Annotated in this window: 19 protein-coding genes; 4 read left to right on the plus strand and 15 right to left on the minus strand. The window is 32.0% G+C overall.

Annotated elements, in window-relative coordinates; translation table 11 throughout:
• Positions 1 to 3: 3 nt before the first annotated feature.
• The gene (locus ACN0TY_RS06440; protein ID WP_236958298.1) at positions 4 to 180 is read right to left on the minus strand and encodes a CAL67264 family membrane protein; all 177 of its coding nucleotides are present in this window, start codon (positions 178 to 180) and stop codon (positions 4 to 6) included.
• 208 nt (positions 181 to 388) lie between these two features.
• Here ACN0TY_RS06440 and ACN0TY_RS06445 point away from each other — a divergent pair, with 208 nt between their 5' ends.
• A complete protein-coding gene (locus ACN0TY_RS06445) occupies positions 389 to 2,017 on the plus strand; it encodes an acyl-CoA carboxylase subunit beta (RefSeq protein WP_417443824.1) in 1,629 nt (542 codons plus the stop codon).
• Positions 2,018 to 2,046: 29 nt separating this feature from the next.
• Positions 2,047 to 3,063: a 2-hydroxyacid dehydrogenase gene (locus ACN0TY_RS06450; RefSeq protein ID WP_417443825.1), complete on the plus strand. Its 1,017-nt coding sequence runs from the start codon at positions 2,047 to 2,049 to the stop codon at positions 3,061 to 3,063.
• A 39-nt stretch (positions 3,064 to 3,102) separates the two neighbouring features.
• Here the strand turns inward: ACN0TY_RS06450 and ACN0TY_RS06455 are convergent, their stop codons facing one another.
• The 14 genes from ACN0TY_RS06455 to ACN0TY_RS06520 form a co-directional block, all read right to left on the minus strand.
• Positions 3,103 to 4,200, minus strand: coding sequence for an AMP-binding protein (locus ACN0TY_RS06455; protein WP_417443826.1), 1,098 nt, complete (start codon positions 4,198 to 4,200; stop codon positions 3,103 to 3,105).
• 99 nt (positions 4,201 to 4,299) lie between these two features.
• On the minus strand, positions 4,300 to 5,211 hold the full coding sequence (locus ACN0TY_RS06460) for a CPBP family intramembrane glutamic endopeptidase (protein ID WP_236958294.1): 912 nt from the start codon (positions 5,209 to 5,211) through the stop codon (positions 4,300 to 4,302).
• A 4-nt stretch (positions 5,212 to 5,215) separates the two neighbouring features.
• A complete protein-coding gene (locus ACN0TY_RS06465; RefSeq protein ID WP_417443827.1) occupies positions 5,216 to 6,259 on the minus strand; it encodes an o-succinylbenzoate synthase in 1,044 nt (347 codons plus the stop codon).
• Positions 6,260 to 6,937 carry a metal-dependent hydrolase gene (locus ACN0TY_RS06470; protein WP_236958292.1) on the minus strand — a complete coding sequence of 226 codons (678 nt, stop codon included), beginning with the start codon at positions 6,935 to 6,937 and terminating at the stop codon, positions 6,260 to 6,262. It lies immediately after the preceding gene.
• Positions 6,938 to 7,076: 139 nt separating this feature from the next.
• On the minus strand, positions 7,077 to 9,044 hold the full coding sequence (locus ACN0TY_RS06475; RefSeq protein ID WP_417443828.1) for a sensor histidine kinase: 1,968 nt from the start codon (positions 9,042 to 9,044) through the stop codon (positions 7,077 to 7,079).
• A gap of 477 nt (positions 9,045 to 9,521) precedes the next feature.
• Positions 9,522 to 10,283 carry a LytR/AlgR family response regulator transcription factor gene (locus ACN0TY_RS06480; RefSeq protein WP_236958290.1) on the minus strand — a complete coding sequence of 254 codons (762 nt, stop codon included), beginning with the start codon at positions 10,281 to 10,283 and terminating at the stop codon, positions 9,522 to 9,524.
• A gap of 30 nt (positions 10,284 to 10,313) precedes the next feature.
• Entirely contained in the window at positions 10,314 to 11,222 is a 909-nt protein-coding gene (locus tag ACN0TY_RS06485) for a 1,4-dihydroxy-2-naphthoate polyprenyltransferase (protein ID WP_417443829.1), read from the minus strand.
• Between the two features lie 9 nt (positions 11,223 to 11,231).
• Positions 11,232 to 11,843, minus strand: coding sequence for an SPOR domain-containing protein (locus ACN0TY_RS06490; protein ID WP_417443830.1), 612 nt, complete (start codon positions 11,841 to 11,843; stop codon positions 11,232 to 11,234).
• A 36-nt stretch (positions 11,844 to 11,879) separates the two neighbouring features.
• Positions 11,880 to 12,722, minus strand: a complete 843-nt coding sequence (locus ACN0TY_RS06495; RefSeq protein ID WP_236958287.1) for a 1,4-dihydroxy-2-naphthoyl-CoA synthase — start codon at positions 12,720 to 12,722, stop codon at positions 11,880 to 11,882.
• 132 nt (positions 12,723 to 12,854) lie between these two features.
• Positions 12,855 to 13,685, minus strand: a complete 831-nt coding sequence (locus ACN0TY_RS06500) for a S1 RNA-binding domain-containing protein (protein WP_417443831.1) — start codon at positions 13,683 to 13,685, stop codon at positions 12,855 to 12,857.
• 224 nt (positions 13,686 to 13,909) lie between these two features.
• Positions 13,910 to 14,248: a DUF2853 family protein gene (locus ACN0TY_RS06505; protein ID WP_236958285.1), complete on the minus strand. Its 339-nt coding sequence runs from the start codon at positions 14,246 to 14,248 to the stop codon at positions 13,910 to 13,912.
• A gap of 37 nt (positions 14,249 to 14,285) precedes the next feature.
• The gene (gene menD, locus ACN0TY_RS06510) at positions 14,286 to 16,058 is read right to left on the minus strand and encodes a 2-succinyl-5-enolpyruvyl-6-hydroxy-3-cyclohexene-1-carboxylate synthase (protein WP_417443832.1); all 1,773 of its coding nucleotides are present in this window, start codon (positions 16,056 to 16,058) and stop codon (positions 14,286 to 14,288) included.
• A gap of 172 nt (positions 16,059 to 16,230) precedes the next feature.
• Positions 16,231 to 17,304: a chorismate-binding protein gene (locus ACN0TY_RS06515; RefSeq protein WP_417443833.1), complete on the minus strand. Its 1,074-nt coding sequence runs from the start codon at positions 17,302 to 17,304 to the stop codon at positions 16,231 to 16,233.
• 4 nt (positions 17,305 to 17,308) lie between these two features.
• On the minus strand, positions 17,309 to 17,734 hold the full coding sequence (locus ACN0TY_RS06520) for a PaaI family thioesterase (RefSeq protein WP_417443834.1): 426 nt from the start codon (positions 17,732 to 17,734) through the stop codon (positions 17,309 to 17,311).
• Between the two features lie 37 nt (positions 17,735 to 17,771).
• Here ACN0TY_RS06520 and ACN0TY_RS06525 point away from each other — a divergent pair, with 37 nt between their 5' ends.
• Together ACN0TY_RS06525 and recQ are read left to right on the plus strand one after the other, a co-directional pair.
• Positions 17,772 to 18,326 (plus strand): GNAT family N-acetyltransferase, encoded by a 555-nt coding sequence (locus tag ACN0TY_RS06525; protein ID WP_236958282.1) that lies wholly within the window; start codon positions 17,772 to 17,774, stop codon positions 18,324 to 18,326.
• A 51-nt stretch (positions 18,327 to 18,377) separates the two neighbouring features.
• On the plus strand, positions 18,378 to 20,489 hold the full coding sequence (gene recQ / locus ACN0TY_RS06530; RefSeq protein WP_417443835.1) for a DNA helicase RecQ: 2,112 nt from the start codon (positions 18,378 to 18,380) through the stop codon (positions 20,487 to 20,489).
• Positions 20,490 to 20,788 lie beyond the last annotated feature (299 nt).

A 20,788-nucleotide genomic window follows, 5' to 3' on the forward strand; every position in this document is an offset into this window, starting at 1 on the left:
GTACTACACTCTTCCTTTAAGAGCGTTAAAAACCCAAGCGATAGCAAAAAATCCTACTCCAACAGAAGCAAAACCATAGCCAGCGACTTCATTATATCGGAAGGCTCCTAAGGCAATTAATCCAAGCCCTACCACTATCATTATCCATGTGGCCCATGCTAAAACTGTATTCTTATTCATTCCCATTTTGTGTAACTTTAATTTAGGTTTTAGGGTAATCTACTAAACACTCAGTAAATCTGGTGCAATTTAAGAAATTATTAAAGAATTATGTAACGGTTGATTTTGTATTTTAGCTGTATCGTTAGGAGTTTATGATTGAATTACTTATTTTCTGAACAATTCAATTATTTATAGACTCAAAAATCATTTGAAATAAACACAATAGATGGATTTAAAATTCAATCAGAACGAAGATTTTAATAAGCTTTCTGTAGCAGATTTGAAAAGAAAATTTGCTAAGGTAGCGCTTGGAGGTGGTGAAAAACGTATTGAGAAACTCCATAGTCAAGGAAAAATGACTGCAAGAGAGCGTATTGATTACATTCTAGATAAAGATACAAACAGTATTGAAATAGGTGCTTTTGCTGGCGATGGCATGTACGAAGAGCACGGAGGTTGCCCTTCGGGCGGAGTGGTTGTTAAGATTGGCTACATTCGCGGAAAACAATGTATTGTCGTTGCAAATGATGCTACCGTTAAAGCTGGTGCTTGGTTTCCTATTACAGGAAAAAAGAATTTAAGAGCTCAAGAAATAGCAATAGAGAATAGACTTCCAATTATCTATTTAGTAGATAGCGCTGGTGTATACCTGCCGATGCAAGATGAGATTTTCCCTGATAAAGAGCATTTCGGACGCATCTTCAGAAATAATGCAATCATGAGTAGCATGGGAATAACTCAAATAGCTGCTGTTATGGGAAGCTGTGTTGCCGGTGGTGCCTACCTTCCTATAATGAGTGACGAAGCCATTATTGTAGATAAAACAGGAAGTATCTTCCTTGCTGGGAGTTACCTGGTGAAAGCTGCAATTGGAGAAAACATAGATAATGAAACGCTAGGAGGCGCAACTACACACTCTGAAATTAGTGGTGTTACGGATTATAAAGCTAAAGATGACAAAGACGCTTTAGATACCATTAAAAATATAGTGGATAAAATTGGAGATTTTGATAAGGCGGGATTCAGTCGTATAAAATCAATTAAGCCTTTAGAAAACGAAAAAGATATCTACGGAATACTTCCAAAAAGTAGAACAGAGCAATACGATATGAATGCTATTATTGCACGATTAGTAGATGCTAATTCTTTTGAAGAATATAAAGAAGGATTTGGAAAAACTATTATCACTGGATATGCTAGAATAGATGGATGGGCTGTTGGTATTGTTGCAAACCAACGTAAAGTTGTAAAAACTAAAAAAGGGGAATTACAATTTGGAGGAGTGATTTACTCTGATTCTGCAGATAAAGCAACCCGTTTTATTGCTAATTGTAATCAAAAGAAAATCCCATTAGTTTTCTTACAAGATGTTACTGGTTTTATGGTAGGTAGTAAATCTGAACATGGTGGCATTATTAAAGACGGAGCCAAAATGGTAAACGCTGTTAGTAATTCCGTTGTTCCTAAGTTTACGGTGGTTATAGGTAATTCTTATGGAGCTGGAAACTACGCCATGTGTGGAAAAGCTTACGATCCTAGACTTATTTTTGCATGGCCAAGTGCTGCGCTAGCTGTAATGGGTGGCTCGCAGGCTGCAAAAGTCCTCCTCCAAATAGAAACAGCTTCTCTAAAGAAAAAAGGAGAAGAAATTACCAAGGAAAAAGAGGACGAGTTATTCAACAAAATTAAATCAAGATACGACGAGCAAACGTCACCATATTATGCTGCTGCCCGCTTATGGACAGATGCCGTAATAGATCCATTAGACACACGTAAATGGATCAGTATGGGGATTGAAGCAGCTAACCATGCTCCAATAGAAAAGCAATTTAATATGGGAGTTATTCAAACCTAAGGTCTTATTTAATTATAAAAAATGATGTTATGAAAATAGCTGTTTTTAGCACCAAAGCATACGATAAAGAGTTTTTTGACTCCTATAACAATGATGATGAGTTAACTCTAAAATATTTTGAAGTCGCATTAAAAGCAGAAAGCGCAAACCTAACTAGTGGCTTTGACGGAGTTTGTGTTTTTGTTAATGATAAATTAGGAGAAGATACCCTTAAGATTTTAAAAGACAATGGAATCAAATTAATCCTACTTCGTTGCGCTGGCTTTAATAATATCAATCTTGAAGTTGCAGAAGAATTAGGTATTAAGATTTACCGTGTCCCTGCCTATTCTCCTGAAGCAGTTGCAGAACATGCCGTTGCTCTTATATTAGCTTTAAACAGAAAAACACACAAAGCCTATAACAGAGTAAGAGAAGGTAATTTTTCTTTAGAACGCTTAAGAGGCTTCAATCTTTATAAAAAAACGGTTGGTGTTATTGGAACTGGAAAAATAGGAACTGCATTTTGTAATATCACGCTCGGCTTCGGTTGTAAAGTAATTGCTTTTGACACCTATGAAAACGAAGCTTTAAAAGACAAAGGTGTTACATATCTTCCCTTAGAGAAGCTTTTAAAAGAAAGTGATATTATTTCTTTACATTGCCCGCTAACGGATAGTACAAGACATATCATCAATAAAAACACTATTGCAGGCTTAAAAACCGGAGTAATGCTGATAAATACAAGTAGAGGTGCTTTAATTGATACTGCAGACACTATCGAAGCTTTAAAAGATGGTAAAGTAGGATATTTAGGTATTGATGTTTATGAGCAAGAAGAGAAATTGTTTTTTAATGACCTTTCAGAAAGTATCATTAAAGATGATCTTATTTCAAGATTAATCTCCTTCCCTAACGTATTGATTACTGCGCATCAGGGCTTTTTTACTAAAGAAGCTCTTGAACAAATTACAATGGTTACTCTTAACAATATAAAAGACTATACAAATAATGTGACTACGGAAAATGAAGTCCTTTATTCAAAAATAAATGCTTCTAAAGGTTAATTCCCCTAGAAGCATTTATTTAAATATATTTCAGTTAAATTATGAATCTTTAATAGCTTTTTGCAAACTAGATTCTCTTATTATTTTACCATTTTCAGTTTCTAAAAAATCTTTCGTATAATATATTTCTTTAGGAACTTCAAACTTTTCAAGTTTAGTATTCTTTTTCAATACTTCTTCTAATTTAGGAATCTTATCTCCTTCAATAACCAAAACAAGTTTTTCTCCTAATTCATTATCCTCAACTCCATGAACAAAAAATCGTTTTTCAATTTGTTTTGCTAGTTTCTTTTCAATCTGTTCTGGAATAAGTTTAACACCTCCTGAATTTATAACGGTGTCATATCTACCTTTCCATTCAAATTCATTTTCCGATACTAACTCAACAATATCATTTGTAACAATAGTATCTTCAGCAATATATGGAGCATCTATAACCAAACAACTACGATTATCTACAGAAATAGTAACATTCGGCAAGGTTGTAAAGTGAGCAGACGCTCGCTCTGCCTCCGATTTAAAATTATTAACTTGTTTCGCTGCAATATGGGTAACCGTTTCGGTCATTCCATAAGTTTCATATATAAAAGTGGGTTTATCCTTGAGTTGTTCTATTAACTCTGGCTTCATAACTGCACCTCCAACAATAAGCTGTTTTATTTGATTCAGTTTAGACAATGAATTAGACACTTGAAGCGGAATCATAGCAGAGAAATCATAACTCTTCGTTATTTTTTCCATTGGATTTGAGTTTGGAGCAACCAAATCGATCTCTAACCCAAGTATTAAAGCACGCACCATCATCATTTTACCTGCAATATATGCTGCCGGTAAACAATGTAATGCAGTTTGCCCTACAGAAATATTGAAAAAATCTCCAGAAGCGATAGATGAATTTACCATAAATTGCTTCTGAATACGAATATGCTTTGGAGTTCCAGTAGACCCAGAAGTTCTTACATATAAATGATCTTTATCATTCAACCAATCCATTAAAAAATCTCCCATAGATTGCTCAAAAGGCTCTCCCTCTTTTACAAAGCTATAAGCTACCTCTTTTAGGTCTTCCCTATTGTAATAGGTTCCGTTGAGTTTAAATTTTAAATGTACTTTATCAAAAGTTGGAGTATTTTCCATAGCTAATTTTAATATGTTTTCAATTTAAGAAACAATCTGATATAAAATTAAAACGGTTTCTTCTGATAAAAAAGTTTCTGAGTAAATAGTTTCTGATTTTTACTGAATTGTAACAGGTTTCTCTATTTTCCCTGTTAATTTTTCCTTCCAATCAGTCCATTTATAAATTTTGGAAAATATAAATAGTAATATTGGAAAAACTACTAAAACAGGCACAAATACATCCCAACCTAATCCTGGTGTTGAAGTATCTTTTAATACGGAAGGAGTTTGTAAAGCTGTCCATGTTGAAGTTACTAATAAAGCTGTAACCAAATTATTTGCTGCATGAAAACCTAAACATAATTCTATTCCATCATCCATTAAAGCTGTAATCCCTAAAAATAAACCTGTACCAATATAATAGACCATAATACCATAACCAATCTTTTCTACTTCTGGATTAGCAATATGCATAATTCCAAAAAGAAAGGACGTAAATAAAAGAGCTGCTAAACTACTTTTTGTAGCTATACCGACACCTTGCATTAAATACCCTCGAAAAAGGTATTCTTCAAAACTCGTTTGTAGAGGCACTAATATAAGCGCAGCTACTAACAAACCTAAAAAAGAAGAAAGCTCAAAATTCCATTGATAATCTTCAGGATTAAGCTTATAATCAACAAAAATTAAAGTTGATGTAATTATAGCCCAAAGTGAAAATGAGAAAAATACCCTCTTCCAATCAATTTTATCCCTACTCGTTGTCAATGAAACAATGCTTTGTTTATGAATATACTTGACCCAAACCAGCAATACAACTAAAGCAATCCCCATTGGCCACATTAAATCTATAAACACCCTCAGTTCACCTTTTCTCTCTATCTCTAGAGCCATAAGCTTTTCGACATCTATATTCAACAAAACAACTGCTAAATAATTGAGAGCCATTAAACCAATAAAGCAAAATGGAATTATTATATATTTCCATAAACCTAATTCCCCTTTGTACCCTTGTTCTATATATTTCAAATTATTATAATTTTAAAGGACTTAAGTCCCAATTTATAGTATTTCTATAATGTAATGCTCCACCATCAACTTCTAAAGGACTTTCAATATTATTGGTATATAAACTTCCAGTTCCAAGACCTTGCGGCATCGAGTTATTTAATGTTGCTGTCCATTGAGCAATCGCGTTGAGACCTATATTGCTCTCTAAAGCACTTGTAACCCACCAACCTATATTTAATTCTTCGCAAAGTGAAATCCATTCCTGAGAACCTCGAAATCCACCTACCAAACTAGGTTTCAGAATAATATATTGCGGTTGTATTGTTTGTAGCAATTCCCTCTTTTTTGTTACAGAAAAAACACCAATTAATTCTTCATCCAAAGCTATTGGCAATGGACTTTGCCTACATAGTAAGGCCATTTCATCCCAATTGCCTTGCTTTATTGGCTGTTCTATAGAGTGTAACTTTAGTGTTGCTAATTTTTCTAATTTCCCCATAGCTTCTTCAGCTGAAAATGCACCATTAGCATCTACACGCAATTCTATTTTCTCTTCTGAAAACTTATCTCTAATAGAACTTAACAACTTAAATTCATTATCAAATTCTATAGCTCCAATTTTCATTTTAATACAATTGAAGCCAGCATTCATTTTTTCTTTAATCTGTACTTTCATGAACTCCTCTGCTCCCATCCAAATTAATCCATTGATAGGAATTTCAGCATTTCCTTCTATGAATGCTGAATCAAAAAGTTTGAAAGGATTCTCACTTTTTAAAGATAAAAAGGCTTGTTCTAAACCAAACTGTATAGAAGGAAACTCAATTAATGCCTCCCAAAGGGTCTCAACTCCTAAACTAATATTGGCACATGCCCATTTTAGTTTTTCTTCATAGTCAGCTCTATCGTCAATACTTAAAGATCTAAGAATTCCACATTCCCCAATCCCGAAGTTAGCACCTTCCTTAATAAATATAAACCACGTTTCTTTAGTTGTTAATACACCTCTTGAGGTTCCGCTAGGGCGTTTAAACTCAAGCATGTATTTTTGATAATGTGCCTCCATTTACAGTTCTATACTTTCTCCGATTTCAAGTAGCATTAAATCTTTTCCGGAGTTATAAAATTGTTTTTTTGCTTCTTCGTGATCTATCTCGATATACCCAAAGGTATCGAAATGATAACCTAACACTTTATCACACTCCACAAAATCTGATGCCAGAATAGCATCCTCTATTCCCATTGTAAAATTATCTCCAATTGGTAGAATTGCTAGGTCTAACTTTGTACGAAGAGGAATAAATTTCATGTCCATTGTAAGTGCTGTATCACCTGCGATATAAATATTTTTATGCTCACCTTCAATCACAAATCCACCAGGATTACCTCCATAAGAACCATCCGCAAAAGAAGAGGAATGGATTGCATTTACATATTTTACTAATCCGAATTCAAAATCCCAGCTTCCACCATGATTCATAGGATGCGTTTCAATATCCATTTTACTATAATGACCTGCTATCTCTGCATTAGAAACTACCACTGCACCAGTATTTTTAGCTATTCGTTCTACATCTAAAACATGATCTTGGTGAGCGTGCGTTACTAATATATAATCTGCTTTAATCGCATCAATATCTATATGTGAAGCTTTTTCGTTTGCTGAAATAAAAGGATCTACCAAAATATGTACATCCTCAACTTGAATTCCTAAAGTAGCGTGACCGTAAAATGTAATTTTCATCTTCTTATTTTTTTATTTTACAATAATCTATTTCTCTAACTCTCAAATTTAAGTATTAAGAGTTAAATTATATTGATTGCCATAAATTTAATTTATAAAAGTATGAGAGCAACAATAAATATTACATTTTGCTAACTTTTTAGCTGAAGTAAAACCAAAAACGAACTCCTTGTAAATCCTGATCTATATTCAAGTTTGAACGAAGTTGATTAGCTAAACGTCTAATAAGATTCATCCCCATAGATCCAGAAACATTCACATCAAAATCTTCAGGGAGTCCAACGCCATCATCTATATATTCAAAAAGAACCTGTTCCTCTTCTTTTATAAGATTTATATAGATATTTCCGTCTTTATGGTCATCAAAAGCATACTTAAAAGAGTTTGATATCAATTCATTCAGAATTAATCCAATAGGAATCGCTCTATCAACATCCAATTCTGTTGTAGCTGCATTTATATGCAAATCTATTTTAAATCCTTTTTTCTTATATACAGATTGAATACTTGCAGATAAAGACTCAATATATTCTTGCATTTTAATTACTGAAAGATCTTCATTTTGATATAATTTCTGATGAATCAAAGCCATCGCTTTTACCCTGCTCTTCCCTTCTTCTAATGCATTTACAGCATCTTTACTTTTGGTGTTTTTAGTTTGTATACTTAATAGACTAGAAACTACTTGAAGATTGTTTTTTACACGGTGATGAATTTCTTTAAGTAACGAATCTTTTTCCACCAAAGAGTTTTCTATTATTCTCTTCTGATTCTCAATTAGACGCTTATTTTTTGTACTTCTTAAATAGGCAATTATTAGCCCTAATACCGATATAAAACATAATATTAGTGCAGAAACACTAAGGTAAATGGTTTTTTCACGTTCTAAAATTTCTGTTTTACTCTTCTCAATATTTAAACGCTGACGTTCTATTGTTTCCTTTTGATTACTAAGATCAAACTGAACAAGTAAACTTAAAAGCTGTTTTTTTCTACTGCTATAATCTATAGAATCCTTAAGCTTTACATACTTTTTAAAAAACAATGATGCAGCTTCAGGATTACTATCTCTCAAGTAAAAATCTGCCCTCAATCTATTGTAGTTTACAACATTTGCTTTAACCGTTTTTTGATCATCTACAATACTGTCAAGATACTTCCCAGCAATATCTAAATTCCCTATCTCTAGGTAACATTCTGCAATGCTTCCCCATAAATCTACCGTTGTTTTCGAATACCTACCTTTATCAAAAGCTTTACTAGCGGAAATCCCTGATTCTAGATATGGAATTGCTTCTGCATATTTACTTTGGAACATTTTACATTTTCCAAGATTACTCTCTATTTTCCCTTTTAGAAAAACTGCCTTATTGAACTCTGCGACAGAAGCTTTATCACTATTTTTTAAATACTGATCAATATTACTTTTAGCTATTCTTATATCTTTATAAGCAGTATAAACAGAGCCATCTTTAAGCAAATAACTTCCTAGATTATTATAGTATTCTGCAGCATATAATTTATCATCTCCTTTTTCTAACTCTGGTTTATTAGAGATAACATATTCCATCATCGCTTGTCTATACAAGCCTAGTTCTGCATAAATATCATACAAAGAAACATCTAAACCTAAACTTTTCTGCTCCCTACGAACTTCCAATTGCTTATCATACAACTGTAACTCTTTATATATAAGATCTTGTGTTTCTAGAATCTTAATCTTTACATTTTGGTCTAGCTTCTTCTCATCAGAATACAATAATTCTCCTATTAATGCACCTTTATCATAATTTCCAATATCATAATATAAACGCATTAATATTGTTTTATACCTAAAAACACTTTCAGAATCTTCTTCTTCAGCTGCTTTTTTTAACGGAGTGTTTATTGCTTCTAACCACTTATAAACAGAACTTACTTTATATCTATTTGGAGTATTAAAAAAAAAGTCAAAACGCTCTTGTGCAGAAGACATGGTTGTAAACTCATACAAAGGATCCTTTCCAAATGAAGCAGTATGCTGAATTGAAGAATGCAATACTGTAGAAAACAGTATCGCGAGACATACAATAATCCTAAACTTGATTTTTTCTAATAATTGCAACACAGTTATATATTCATAAATTATTCTGATAAAAAAGCCTAAACATAACGCTTAGGCTTTAGGTAAAAATATAATAATTTATTTTCCAATAAGCATTATTATACAATTAACATCTTAACAGCGAGGTAAACTTACCGTATACAAGCTGAATAACTAAATTTTTGTTGTATAACAGTTATTTTATGTGGTAAGTATGGTGAAAAATGAATTATGATCTAAGCATTTTGTGTTTAAAAAATTCAGAAAAGAAAAAAGAGTTTTAAATTACTTTAAAACTCTTTTTAAATACCATTTTAAGTTGGTAGCAATAGTAGTAGGACATTATAAATTTGGGGTTGTTACTGCGATTAATATTTGGGGCTATATCAACCATTTATAAGCAACAGATCAAACTTACAATGCTTTACTCATCAAAAAAAACATATGTTGTAAACACTTAACTTATTGATGTAAAAACTACCAGTCTTGTGGTTTTTTATATTATGAATTCATATTAGATAATATAAACTCTCTAAATTCTTTAGATATTGGAATGTTCTTTCCGTTAACAAGAATATCTTTTGTGTTTATAGCTTCTATCTGATCTATATTCACGATATATGATTTATGAGCTCTATAAAACTGCTCAGAAGGTAATTTCTCTAAATAATCCTTTAAAGCAGAACGCACTAAGAAAGTCCTATCTACAGTGTATACCTCTAAGTATACATTATCTGCCTTCACATATTTAATATCATCAAATGGGATTCTATAGTAATGCTGATTCTTTTTTACAAAAATTGAATTCCTTAATACAGAATTAGAAACAAGTTTCCCTTCATCATTCTTATCCTCCTCTACCTCTTTAGTGAGCGTTACAGTCTCAGCATTAAAGTTAGATAACGCTATTTCTATGGAAGTAAAAAGGTCTTGCTGTTCAAAAGGTTTTACAAGATATCCGTTAGGCTTCACACTCTTTGCATTCTCCACAGTTGCTTTATCTGAATTGGAGGTGACAAAAATAAAAGGAATATTATAGTTTTCCCTAATGTGTCTTCCTAAATCTATTCCGCTTTTCTTTGAGGCTAAGACAATATCTACAAGAGCTAAGTCGATATCTAAAGTAGCTAATGCGTTTGCAGCCCCTTCATAATCAACTACATTGGCTACGATATTGTATCCAATATCTTCAAGCATTGACTGCATATCATCTGCAATAATCACATTATCTTCGACAATAAGAATCTTTATAAGTTGGTCCAAAATTATTACTAGTTAAAATCAGATTTAAATCTACGAAAAATTATTATAACTAAGCAAAAACAAGAGCGCAAATAGAAAACTACTTAAGGCTAATTTTTTTAATTCAGGGTCCAACTCAGATGAGTTATTATTGTGAATCACTCTTTTTATGTGAAGTATAATTGGGACATATGAAATGAGAAAGAGAAAATTTAATGGAGATTGATAATTTAGCAATGCATATAAAACAGTAGAAACCATTGCTGTTATTAAAATTGAAATATGATATCGTTTAGCTTTTACAATACCAATTTTGACTACTAATGTATTTTTATTGGATTTTTTATCACTATTTACATCTCTCATATTATTAAGGTTTAAAACTCCAACACTTAATAATCCAACTGTAATTGCTGGTAAAAGAATTTCTATATTAAATTCTTTACTATATAAAAAATATGTACCAATTACACTTACCAATCCAAAGAAAATAAAAACAAATACGTCTCCTAATCCGTTGTAACCATATGCAGACTTTCCAACTGTATATTTTATAGCTGCTATAACTGCAGCAATTCCTAGAAAGAAGAAAAACAGAGAGTATAAAATATTATCCTTTCCAAAAGATATATATATAAGTAAAACTGCTGCTATTAAAGTTAATATAGTGGTTACTATTATTGCTTTTAGCATTTCCTTGTCAGAAATAACTCCACTTTGTATAGCTCGCATCGGCCCTACTCGCTCTAAGTTATCTGTACCTTTAACACCATCTCCATAATCGTTAGCAAAGTTGGAAAGCACCTGTAAACCAACTGTAGTGATAAGCGCAAATATTAAAATATAAATATTAAATTTTCCTTCTGAAGAAGCGATCGCCGTACCTACAATAATTCCAGAAATCGATAATGGTAATGTCCTTAGGCGGGCCGCCGAAAGTAACGTTTTAGCTTTTGTCATATAAGAAAATTAAAAGGCCTCTTCTATTTTTAATCGTTTTCCTCCTTTGTAAGATGCTACAAATGCATCTTGAAACCCTAATGCTACAAGCTCTTTTCTAAAACTCTTTGCATCATCTAAAGATGTAAAATTACCTAACGAATATTTATTAAAAGCCTTTTCCTTGTATTGATTGATGTTTTCTAAGTCTTCTGAGTATAATGATAAATCTCTGTTCTCTAAAGCTGCAATCTGAACTGCATAAATAACCTTAGAATTTAAATCTACTAAATCGATATCTTCCATTTCTTCTGAAGAAAGCGACTCTATTTCTGTACGTAATAACGAAACTTGGTCTTCATAATTTAGAAGTTCACTCTTATCTATTAAAAGTTTATTTTCAGACTGCAAATAATCATCATTTACAAAAACAGAAGGTTTTACAAAATATAGCGCAACACCTATCATTAAGACAAGCACTAATGATAGTGAAGTCCATTTAAAAATGTTTTTACGCTTTGAAATTTGTTCTTTTTCTGTTCTATATTTCTGTAACTCTCTTAAAAGACGAGCTTCAGATATTTCCTTAGATTCTATTGTTTTATGTAAACCAACTAAATGATTTTCATCGATATAAGGCATATTATATATTTTTTTAATTACACATATATGCTTTTGCTAAGGAATCCATTTAATATCTTTAAAATTAGGTTTCCTCTTCTCTAGAAAAGCATTCCTCCCCTCTTTAGCTTCTTCCGTCATATAAGCTAAACGTGTTGCTTCTCCTGCAAAAACTTGTTGTCCAACCATTCCATCATCAGTTAAATTCATTGCAAATTTCAACATCTTAATAGAAGTTGGCGATTTTTCTAAAATTTCTTGTGCCCATTGATAGGCAGTATCTTCTAATTCTTCATGTGGGATAACAGCATTTACCATTCCCATCTCAAAAGCTTCTTGAGCTGAATAATTTCTTCCGAGGAAAAATATCTCTCTAGCTTTTTTCTGTCCTACCATTTTGGCAAGATATGCAGAACCATAACCTCCGTCGAAACTTGTAACATCGGCATCTGTTTGTTTAAAAATAGCATGTTCCTTACTAGCTAAAGTCATATCACAAACAACATGTAAACTATGACCGCCACCTACAGCCCAACCTGGCACAACAGCAATAACTACTTTTGGCATAAAGCGAATTAAACGCTGAACTTCCAAAATATTTAATCGGTGCATACCATCTTCTCCAACATACCCCTTTTCTCCACGTGCCTTTTGATCTCCACCACTACAAAAAGAATACACTCCATCTTTGGTAGAAGGTCCTTCTGCTGATAATAAAACTACACCTATGCTTGTATCTTCTTGAGCATCATAAAATGCTTGATATAATTCGCTTGTAGTTTTTGGGCGGAATGCATTTCTTACATTCGGACGATTAAAAGCAATTCTAGCAACTCCATTTGCTTTTTTATAGGTAATATCTTCAAATTCCTTGGCAGTTTTCCACTGAGGTGAGTTCATTGTTTTATGTATTTTATTCAAAAGTAAAAAGATATCCTTTTATTATTAAACAATATGAAGCTTTTTTAAAGGCTTCCGTTTAAAAATTGGATAATATGTAGTTTTATTAATGTTTTTCAGCTAAAAAACACCCTAAACGAGTGTAATTCCGTCTTCTTTTATAATAATTTGCTTCTCCTTGTAAAGCAATCCGATAGCCTTTTTAAAGCTCTTTTTACTCATCCCCAAGATATCTCTAATATCATCGGGATCACTTTTATCATGTAAGCCTAGAAATCCATCATTTGCTTGAATCGCATCTAATATTTTCTTGGAAGAAGGCTCTATTTTTTTAAATCCTATTGGTTCTAAACTAAGATCTATTTTGTGATCATCTCTAATCTTTTTAATATAACCAACAAGACGTTGACCTAGTTTAAGATCGCTATAAATTTCATCATTATAAACTAAACCCTTATGCTTTTCATTAATAATCATCTCTACACCTAACTCCGTAAAACGAGATACAATTAGCTCTACTTCCTCATTCTCATCTACCGATAATATCTCATTATCAAGATATTGATTAGTCTTACTAGAGGCTACCATTCGGTCTGTTTTCTCATCTAAAAAAGCATAAACTAAATAACGTTTTCCCTTTTCCATCTTACGGGCTTGTTCTTTATAAGGAACAAAAAGATGTTTCTCCAATCCCCAATCCAAGAAAGCGCCAATATCATTCACTTCTTCAACGCGCAATAATGCGAACTTATTCCTGGTTATTTTAGGTGTTAACGTAGTAGCAATAGGTCTTTCTTCATGATCTAAATAGCAAAATACAGCTACTGTATCTCCAATTTCATACTCTTGGGGAACATATTTATTAGGTAAAAGAATATCATTATCCTCTTCATCTCCTAAAAAAAGCCCTACTGAAGTTTCTCTTAATATTTCTAATGTATTGTATTCTCCTATTTGTATCATCTTAAATTCTATTAACTATGTTGCAGAAATGCATTTGCAAAGGACGTTATTTAATCTCAAAATAACTATTCAAATTTAATTCTAAAACTATCAATGTATAGCTTGCATACATTCTACTTACATTATCACATTAATAATAGCAAAAATATACTTCTTCCAAAATAGATTGCATAAAAAAAAGGCATCCTAGAATGCCTTTTTATGATATTGTTTTAAGAATTGACTTAATATGCAGATTCTTTCTTGAAATGTTTCACTAATAAATAGTAAACAACAGCTCTGTACTTGTTACGGTTAGATTTTCCGTATTTTTCAATTACTGAATCAATAGCTCCATCTAAATCATCAGATTCTGAAAGACCTAACTTCTTAATTAAAAAATTATTCTTAACGGTAGCCAACTCTTTCTCATCGGTACCAGATACAGTAGAAGCATCAGCATTGTACACGGATGGCCCTAAACCAATTACTACTTTTGTAAGTAGATCTTTATCTGCAGTAACACCGCATTTATCTTTAAGATCTGCAGCGTATTTCTCTATTAATTCATCTCTTTTACTCATAATTATTTTTTAATTTTAATAAGTTGTCTTAAAATTATTAATTTTTGTTGAGAAAATTAAAATAATTGAGTAAAATTTCATCATTTAGCTTTCTTGGCGTAAATACTTCTAATAATGAAGGCTTACCACTACTTTTATAAAATTCGTGTAATACTAATTCCAGTGATTCTTCTGAGTCTACAGACTGATAATTAATATTATATGTCTCGCAAATCCCCTTTGCGTTAAGATGGTGTGTTGTTTCAAAATAATCATCAAAATTCTTAGAATCTTTATCTCCAGGAAGAATTCTAAAGATCCCTCCTCCTCCATTATTGATAACTATAATTCTAAAATCATTCTTTATATAGTTATTCCACAAAGCATTAGAGTCATAAAAGAAACTAAGATCACCCGTAATGAATAACACAGGGCTATTAGAGATTATAGACGCTCCAATTGCTGTACTTGTACTTCCATCTATACCGCTAGTACCTCGATTACAATACACTTTTAAAGAATCGTTTAGCTGAAATAATTGCGCATAACGAATTGTAGAACTATTACTTAACTGAAGTTGGTAATTATCTGGAATTGTCTTTAATATACGCTCATAGGCTTTAAAATCAGAAAATGGAATTTGCATTACATATTGCTTATGAGCCTTGCTTCGTTGTGCTTTAATAGACAACCAACTCGGTTGAAAATCACTTTTCTTAGGTGACATTTCATTTAAAAAGACCTTAAAGAAATCTGTTGGTGTAGTTTTAAAGTGTTTTGATAAACAATAAAAAGTGTCGTATGCTTTTTTAGAATCTATATGCCAGTGTTCTTTAGGCTGATGTGATCTTAAAAAAGCTTTTATCTTTTTTGAAATCACCATCCCTCCAAAAGTCAACAATATAGTTGGCTGTAATTCTTTAAAATATTCTTCTGAATTTTCTAACTTCTCTATCGGAGCTATTATTTTATCTATATTCGGGAAAAATCTCGAATTATTAAGATTGGAAGTCGTCTCTGTAAACACCACTACAGATTCATCTTTAGCTAAGAGTTCTAAAAGCTCATTATCAATCGTATTCGGAGGGTTTACACCTACCAAAATCATTTTCTTTTCAGCTTTATTCCATCTATCAATATAAGGCTGTAAATCTTCTTTTGTATACGTTTCCTTTTTACTATTTGGAGCTATTACACTTGGATTAACAAACTGTTCTGACACCTTATTATACAATGGCTCTTCAAAAGGAATATTTATATGCACAGGACCATTTTCTTCAATAGAAGTGTTTATTGCAGCATTAATTTCCTGTTCATTAAATTCTTGAATTCCCTGCTGAAGCTTTATAGAATCTATATATTTATCAAGCTTAGCAGGATTTTTACCATCTCCTAACACCTTTAAATCCCCCCCTCTTATATCTTGTTTTAGATTTGCATTATATAAAATATGACGCGCATAAACATCATCTTGCCTTATCGTCTGCCCATCACCAATATCTATTCTATAAGATGGTCTATCCGCAGAAAGTACAATTAATGGGATATCACTATAAAAAGCTTCTGCTATAGCTGGATAATAATTTAATAATGCAGAACCAGAAGTACACACTACAGCCGTTGGCTTTTTTAACTGCTGAGCAATTCCCATTGCAAAAAAAGCAGCGCTTCGTTCGTCTACAACACTGTATGTTTTAAAATATGGGTCTTCTGTAAAAGTAATAGTTAACGGAGCATTTCTACTTCCTGGAGATATTATAATATGTTCTATTTCCTTGGCTTTACATAAAGCCACTACAGTTTGAGCTAAAGGAATATCTGAATACTTCATTAAAATAACGTGCTTATTAATCCTTTTAAATGATAACTAATCGGTAATCAATACAATAAAAGTTTCCGAAAAAGTGTTTTTAGTCTTTGTGTTATTCCGCTTAGAATAACGCCAAAATGAATAACAGTACAAAATTAAATAAATAAGAGTGCTTTCTCGTTAAAAGCTATGTTTATTTAAGAAGTACATCTAACATAGTTTGCGTTTTATTTTCCGTTTCCTGCCATTCTAATTCTGCATTTGAAGCATTTGTAATTCCTCCACCCACATACAATAATAAACTATCTTCTTTATATTGCATGCATCGTAAATTAACATACAATTCAGTGCGGGTGTCCTCTTCTACTTCTTTATTTAATTCCCCTAAAAATCCTGTATAAAACTCACGATCGTAGTTTTCGTTTTCTAATATGAAATCTTTAGCCATCATCTTCGGGAGTCCACATACGGCAGGTGTTGGATGCAAGCTTTCTATAAATTTTGCTACGGAAGAAGTATTAGCTATTTCACCTTTAATATCTGTTCTTAAATGAAGTAAAGACCCAGCTTTTACAGTTTTCACATCAGACACAGAAACAGTTGAAGCAATATCGTTTAAACTTACTAATATAGACTTAGTTACCAATTCTTGTTCTATAATTTCTTTTTCTCCCCATATTACATCTGTAGTCCCTTTAAACTTTTGAGTTCCTGCTAATGCCATGGTTTTAAAAGATTCATTATAAATGGTAAGCAATGTTTCTGGCGTTGCTCCCATCCAGAATCCAATTTTAGGATGAAACCAAACATAACAGAATGCTTGTGGATATTTATCAACTAACTTTTTATAGATAGTAATAAAATCCAAATCTTTTACAGCTACCTCTTTTGTTCTAGAAAGTACAACTTTTTCTAAACTAGACGTTTTAATTTTTTCTATTCCTTTTTCTACAAGGTTTATATGCTTGTTTTGAGCTAAATCATCTTCAGAAATAGATACCGACTGTACTTTATCTGAACTAATTTCTGCTAAACATTCTAACCTCTTTGAGTTATCAAATGGGATTAGAACACTTTCTTTTCTAGAGTCAAAAGGAGAAAAAATAAAGCCCGATTCTTTATATTCTTTGCTGTAAAAAACTACATCGTTCATTTGCAATAAACCACTAATTTTACTAGCGTCAGGTTTACGGTATATTACAAATGGTTTTCTCTCTTTATAGTGATTCAATACTTCACTAAAAAAAGATTCTGAAGAGCACTCCATCTACTTATTTAGATTTTGGTAACGCAATTGTTGTTAACTTAGATAAGGAAATTAAATTACCTTCTACATCTGTAATTTTAATTTCCCATAATTGAGTTGTTTTTCCTTTGTGAATAAAAGTAGCTTTTGCAAAAACATCTCCTTCTTTTATACTTTTTAAATGATTAGCAGAAATTTCAATACCACGGATAAAAAAATCTTCCGTATTTAAAAATATATAAGAAGCTGCACTTCCAACACTTTCTGCTAAAGCGACCATTGCTCCTCCATGAAGAACTCCATCCGGCTGATGCACTCTAGGAGTAACAGGCATTTTAGCTATTAAATAATCATCTCCAATCTCCGTATACTCTATATTCAAGGTTTCCATAAGCGTATTTCTACATCGCTCGTGGATAATTGATAATATTTTTTCTTTATCAGGATTCATATCTCTACATTTGAGGTGTAAAAATACAACAACAACGATGAATATCCCGACCTTAGAAAATGAAATTGTAAAATTGATGCCGCTTAGCCTTGATAATTTCAAGAATCTATACGCGATTTCATCTGAAAAAAATTTAGTACAGTATTCACCCTCAAATATTTCTACACTACAAACACTTACAGCATATGTAAAAACTGCACTTAAAAATGCGGAAGAAAATAATGCAATTCCATTTATAGTTTTTGATAAAAGATCAGAAAGATATGCTGGCACTACTCGCTATATGAACATTGATTGGGATAATAAAGTGTTACATATTGGTGCTACTTGGATTGGAAATGAGTTTCAAGGAACCGGACTAAACACTGCCATGAAATACCTAATGCTCGATTATGCATTTTATAAAATGGGTTTTGAAAAAGTAGAGTTTAGAATCGATGAAAGAAATTTAAAATCGCGAAGAGCTGTAGAGAAACTGGGAGCCCGATTAGAGGGAACGCTTAGAAAAAATATATACTTATCTGATGGTTTTAAAAGAAATACCTGCTGCTACGGGATATTAAAAGAAGAATGGAGCCGATTTCATAAATAAAAAATACAATTAAATTTCAACAGTGATTTGTATTCTGTTACTTTGCAAATCATGATTAAAGAAACTACCATTTTTAGTACACTAAAAGAATATTTTGGTTACGATACGTTTAGACCCCTTCAAAAGGAGATTATAGATACTGTTCTCAATGGAGAAGACTGCTTGGTTATTATGCCTACTGGTGGCGGTAAATCTATTTGTTATCAGTTACCTGCATTATTACAAGAGGGACTTACCGTTGTTATTTCTCCGCTTATAGCTTTAATGAAAGATCAGGTTGACGGACTTAATGTAAATGGTATTCCTGCTTGCTTTCTTAACAGTAGTCAGACTGCAGAAGAACAGCAAACAATATTTAAAGATATTGAAAGTGGAAAAGTAAAACTCCTTTATGTTGCTCCTGAAAGTCTTTCTTATCTCGAAAACATTTTTAGCTCAGTTGAGATTAGTTTAATTGCTGTAGATGAAGCGCATTGTATTTCCTCTTGGGGTCATGATTTCCGACCTGCATACACACAATTAGGATATCTTAAAAATAGATTTCCTAAAACACCACTCATTGCACTTACTGCAACTGCAGATAAAGCAACAAGAGAGGATATTGCTACACAGTTAAATATTCCGAATGCTAAGAAATTTGTTGCTTCGTTTGATCGAAAAAACCTAAGTCTTGAAGTACGTCCAGGAAATGAACGAATAAAACAAATTATTCAATTTCTGAATAAACGCCCTGAAGAAAGCGGTATTATCTATTGTTTAAGTAGAAAAACAACAGAATCGATTTCAGAAAAATTACAACAAGCTGGATTTAATGCTGAAGCATACCACGCAGGAAAAAACCATGAAGATCGATCTAAGATTCAGGAGGATTTTATTAATGATAGAATCCAAATTGTATGTGCTACAATTGCTTTTGGAATGGGAATAGATAAATCTAATGTGCGTTGGGTAATCCATTATAACTTACCAAAAAATATTGAAGGCTATTATCAAGAAATTGGACGAGCAGGAAGAGATGGATTGCCATCTAATACAATATTATTTCATAGTTATGCCGATGTTGTACAACTACAAAAATTTGCTGATGGCGCAGGTAATAGTGAGGTTCAGCTAGCAAAACTGGAGCGCATGAAGCAATATGCAGATGCGCTATCCTGTAGAAGAAAAATACTCCTTAGCTATTTTGGAGAATATATAGAAAAGGATTGTGGGAATTGTGATGTCTGTAAAAACCCTCCTCAGTTTTTTGATGGAACTATTTTAGCGCAGAAAGCACTGTCTTGTGTAGCGCGATTAAAAGAGCAAGAAAATATTGGTGTAATTATCGATGTTTTAAGAGGATCTCATAATCAACATGTAATAGAAAATGGATATCAAAACCTGAAAACCTATGGTATTGCTACTGATGTCTCTTGGAAAGATTGGCAGTATTATTTGGTGCAGATGATAAATTTAGGGTACTTAGAAATAGCATTTCATCAGAAAAATGTTTTAAAGCTTACGCTACAAGCTAAAGAAGTGTTATTTAATCATAAAAAAGTAGCACTTACAAAACCTCAAGAAAATATAACTCCAGAGAAGACTGCTGCTACAAAGCAGAAAAAAGTAAAAGACAGTCTCTTTGAGCGTTTAAGACAATTACGTTTAGAAATCTCTAGAGAAGAAGACATCCCTGCATATTTGATCTTTAATGACGCTACCTTAAAAGAAATCGAAATAGAACGTCCTGTAACTGATGATGATTTTATGAGAATAAATGGTGTTGGAAGGAGAAAAATGGAAAATTATGGATATCAATTTATAAAAGAAATTATTGCTTTTAACAAAGATAAAGCTTCAAAAAAAGGAGCTAAAAAAGGAAAAACTCATTTAGAAACATACTCTTTGTATAAAGAAGGTCTATCGGTGGCTGAGATTGCTGAAAAAAGAAAACTTAGTCTTACAACTATATATTCTCATTTGGTGAAACTAAATGATGACGGAAAAGATGTAGACTTAATGGATTTTGTAAACGCAAGCGACCTAGAGGCTGTAAAAAAAGCAAAAGTTACTTTAGACGATCCAGCTCAGTTAAAAACATACTTTGAATATTTTGAAGAGGCAATCGACTATTGGACTATCCGACTATGTCTCAATATCTTAGAAAATAAAGAAAAAGTATAATTGTTAAAGTTAATTTAAAACCAAATCTAAGAGGCAACCTTTGCACGTATCTATCATCATATAATTGCAATGTTAAAACAAAGAATAGATATGGAATCTGACATTTTATTAATACAGATAGGTAAATTAGCGGCTGTTTTAGGAATTATAATTTTACTAATTAAAGAAATTGGTGTTTATATTTTGAAGCATAATAAAAATCTATAATTACACACTATACAATAATAGGTTACTACAATACAATAAATTAGTGTATTATAATTAACAATTACATAATATGCTTTACATAATTTCGTTTT

The organism is Joostella sp. (genome assembly GCF_048266025.1).
Classification (GTDB): domain Bacteria; phylum Bacteroidota; class Bacteroidia; order Flavobacteriales; family Flavobacteriaceae; genus Galbibacter; species Galbibacter atrarenae.